This is a genomic window from Tabrizicola sp. T74 (assembly GCF_057219935.1).
On record NZ_JBXVVT010000016.1, the window covers coordinates 1 to 3,827 of the forward strand.

Annotated in this window: 1 protein-coding gene and 1 pseudogene; both read left to right on the forward strand. The window is 50.7% G+C overall.

Going from position 1 to position 3,827, the window contains the following annotated elements; genetic code table 11:
- Window positions 1–297 precede the first annotated feature (297 nt).
- Entirely contained in the window at window positions 298–2,793 is a 2,496-nt protein-coding gene (locus AC2EAL_RS21730; protein WP_484726324.1) for a calcium-binding protein, read from the forward strand.
- Window positions 2,794–3,569: 776 nt separating this feature from the next.
- Window positions 3,570–3,827: pseudogene (locus tag AC2EAL_RS21735) on the forward strand (type I secretion system permease/ATPase); the annotation flags it as partial.

Consider the following 3,827-nt stretch of genomic DNA (forward strand, 5'->3'; position numbering starts at 1 on the left):
AAAGAAAGGCTGCAGCCGCGCCATCTGCGCCTCCGTCAGCCAGAAAAGGTTGCTCATCGCTCAGTCTCCTTACGGAGGCTGAATCACGCCGCAGACGCAAGATCAATGGGTCCTGACCCTAACTGCATCGCCAAACGAGCTCCGTCACAGTAATCTGCACTCAAGTTATTGCAAGTTGATCAAAACTGAAAAGTCGGTCGCCTTTTATTGAAACTGGAAGCGAAATCCACAATCACGCCAAAATATGGGTGAAAGGCAAACATCCCTACAAAGTACCGTCAGGGAAAGGGGATGAACATGACAAAAGCTCTAAATCTGCAAATCGCTGCAACACAGGGTTCGCTGATCACCGACGCGCACTTTGGACTCAACTTTGTCTCCGACTATGAGAGGATTGGAACCAGAGGGTGGGAGCAATTTGATAACATAGTGAATCGAATCGATGTGAACTATCTGCGCTACCCTGGCGGTTCCACGGCAGAGACGCTATTCGACTTCCGGAATCCCAATCGAACCTCTGCGGTTAATGGGAATGGCGAGACCGTACAGCTGGAGACTCTTGATGAGTTCATCGACTTCTGCAACAGAGAAGGAGTAAATCCAACAATCATTGTTCCGACGAGATGGCTGCTTACTTTAACGTCAATTGATGGCCACCGCGCCTACGATACTTCCTACTCCAGCGATCTTGTGCATTTCTTTAAGTCGACTCTGGCAAAGATCGATCCAAACCTAAAGGTCGCATTCGAAATAGGAAACGAGTACGAAAGCTACATGACCTCAACGGAGTACGGCCGTGTAGCTAATGCCGTAACTCAACTCATCAGTGAAGCCCACTCGCAGCTGCTTGATGATCCAGATAACCAAGTACCGTATCCAGAACCAGAAATCTTCGTTCAAGTCTGGGGCTACTCAATAGGTGGCGGGATGACCTACAGTGATCTGGCAGCGCGCAATCAGCAAGTGCTGAATCAGTTTACCGCGGCAAACCGCCAGAGTGTTGATGGATTGGTGAGTCATTACTACTTTCAAGAAGGGCGGCACGCTGGAACGGATCAGGCGCAGACTCTCTTGGGCATCACAAACCAGATTTCAATGGTCGCTGCGATGCACCGTCAGTGGGAGTTGGCGACCGGTAAAGAAATGATCAGCCGCATGTCAGAGTGGAACATTCTTTTCCGATCAACCACCAATCTTGGCCTTCAGCAAATCAATCCGTTGATGGAGATGTTTACAAGCCTCCTTAGAAATGGCTTCGACGCCCTTGACTTCTGGTCGGCGCAGTATCATGCGACCAGCCTAGCCGACTCATCAGGACGCCCAATGGCAGCCGGAGCACTGATGGACATCATTAAGCCGGCAGTCTTGGGAACACAAGTAGGCAGCACAATTAGGGATGCTCAAGTTTCTTCCTATACCTTTACTGGAAGTGGACGGTTTGTGACAGTGTTATCGTCAACCACAATCGAAGCACTTCAGCTAGACATTGCTGCATCACAGTTTCCGCCGGGGTATCGGTTAGTCGATGCATACTCTATTGGAGTGGACGAGACAACATCGGACGGAGAGTACAAGACCCTGGTGGGCCTTCCAGCATACGGGGAACCGGATGCAAGGATCGTAGTCACTCAATTGCCCATTTCCCTGATCAACGGCACCCTCGGCACGCAAGCTATGGACTCATTTGAGAGCGTGATGCTCGTGTTTACCCTCGACATTCCTGGTAGGCCATTCGTCTATGGCACTGACTTCGGAGATTTGCTTTATGGATCAAATACACCAACAGTTTACGTCGGTGGTGCTTCTATTGACACAATCTCATATGTTCAAGCCTTGGCCGGCATTGATCTCAAAATGGGCTTGTCGGCAACAGATCCGTCCAACACCGGGGATGTACTGGTAAGCGTAGAGCGGGTTCTTGGCTCCTCCTTTAGTGACTCCATTGTTGGCACGGGTGAAGGGGACCTGATCGATGGACGAGATGGCGATGATTTCTTGATTGGAGGCGATGGTGCCGATACTCTCCTTGGCGGGACAGGTAACGATTTCATCTCAGGGGGAAACGGAAGCGACAGCATTAACGCCGGAAGTGGAGACGACTGGATTTTGTCAGGGGGGGGCAACGACACAGTCATAGGTGGCCCGGGAAGCGACACTCTTTCTTTTGCCGACTTCGATGGTGGCGTAACCGTGTGGGCAGCTTCTGGGGTAGTAGAGACACAGCGGGGTAATGTATCATTTCGGGAAGTGGAGAATTTTGTTGGGTCGAACTTCGGGGATCGATTTTCTGCCGGTCAGTCTGCTTCAATCATTAGCGGTCTTGATGGTGATGACATTTTCGAAGTCTTGGCCGCTGGACGCCACACTATTTTGTGTGGTGATGGGGACGACACTGCAATTATCCAGAGGGGCGATGTTACTGTTGAGGGTGGCGCCGGAAAGGACCGAGTAGTCTCCTTTACCTCAGGGCTGAATGTAAAAGGTGGAAGTGGTGATGACATTATCTTCACTGCTGGAAGTAGAAATACCATTGAGGGGCAAGAAGGCAACGATCTAATTCGGGCTCTAGGGAGTTCAGATCGCTTTGTATTCAATAGTACTTCTGATCATGACACGATCATTGGGTTTAATAGTCAGTCGGATGTCATCGAGTATTCTGGCACAGTTTCTTCTCCACCTTTGCTTGTTCAGACGGGTGAAGGAACTCATGTATTCTTCGGGACTGAAACTAGTGTCTTGCTTAAGGATTGTTTCATTGGTTCGATTGATGATCTCTGGCTGTACTTCTCGTAGGTATGAGTATTCCGGGATAGTGATTTGGGTGAACGCTTTACATCTTTGAGATGGCACATTTTATGGGACAGCCCTGTGATCATTAGTTATTCTACGTCCCCTTTTCATGCTTTACATTGCGGTGTTCGGGCGGTTTTTGATGGAAGAGACCTTCACGGCGGGCAATGGGCTTTGATGGCTTGAAGTGTTTACTTTATTCTATTTCTCCATTTTATTTTCCTAAGTCTCGGGGTAGTAGAGCTTGGTGCACTGAGGTGCGGGTTGGGGTCGTTCGACTGACATTCAGAGAAACTTGTAGGGTGCGGAGGAAGACGTTCTCTGTCAAGGTGGGTAAATTTAGATTACCATAGCGAATTGGCAGCACAGGCGGATAGTTTACGCATCATCTTTAGGAGTTTCGGAAGAACCTTTATGCGTAGAGTAGGCATTTTCTTCGGGCAAAGGATGGATCGTTCAGCGCCCTGCCAGAATAGGATGCCCTATCTAGAAGCTTCTTGCGGCCCCACAAGACTGGCAGTTTGCTTCGGGTATTCGCGAATTGTTAATGCATTGATGCTAGTCAGCTCTGGTTGCGTAAGGTGCTCGGCCCAAGCTAAGGACCTGATTCAAAGGAGATACGAGAGTGAAGTCAACTCGTGAGTCTTGCGTAAGGATTGAGAACAACTCAAGTCCTCTGCTTGAGCGCAGAGACAATCCAACAGTCTTGGTTGCCGCCGATGACTTCCTCTTTGCCTGACGGTTGGCCCCAGTTGGATCGGACGAGTGTGGTGTCAGGTATGAAGGAACTGAAGGCGGCCCGGCGTGAATCCGCCGGGCTGATCCTGGCGGTGGTGCTGTTCAGCGTCGTCGTCAACCTGCTGATGCTGACCGGGCCTCTCTACATGCTGCAGGTCTATGACCGGGTGCTGGGTAGCGGGTCCGAGGCGACGCTGGTGGCCTTGTCAGTGCTGGTGATTGTCCTGTTCCTGGCGATGGGTGTGCTGGAATACGCGCGCGGCAAGGTCATGGCCATCGTCGGCGCCCGGTTCCAGGAA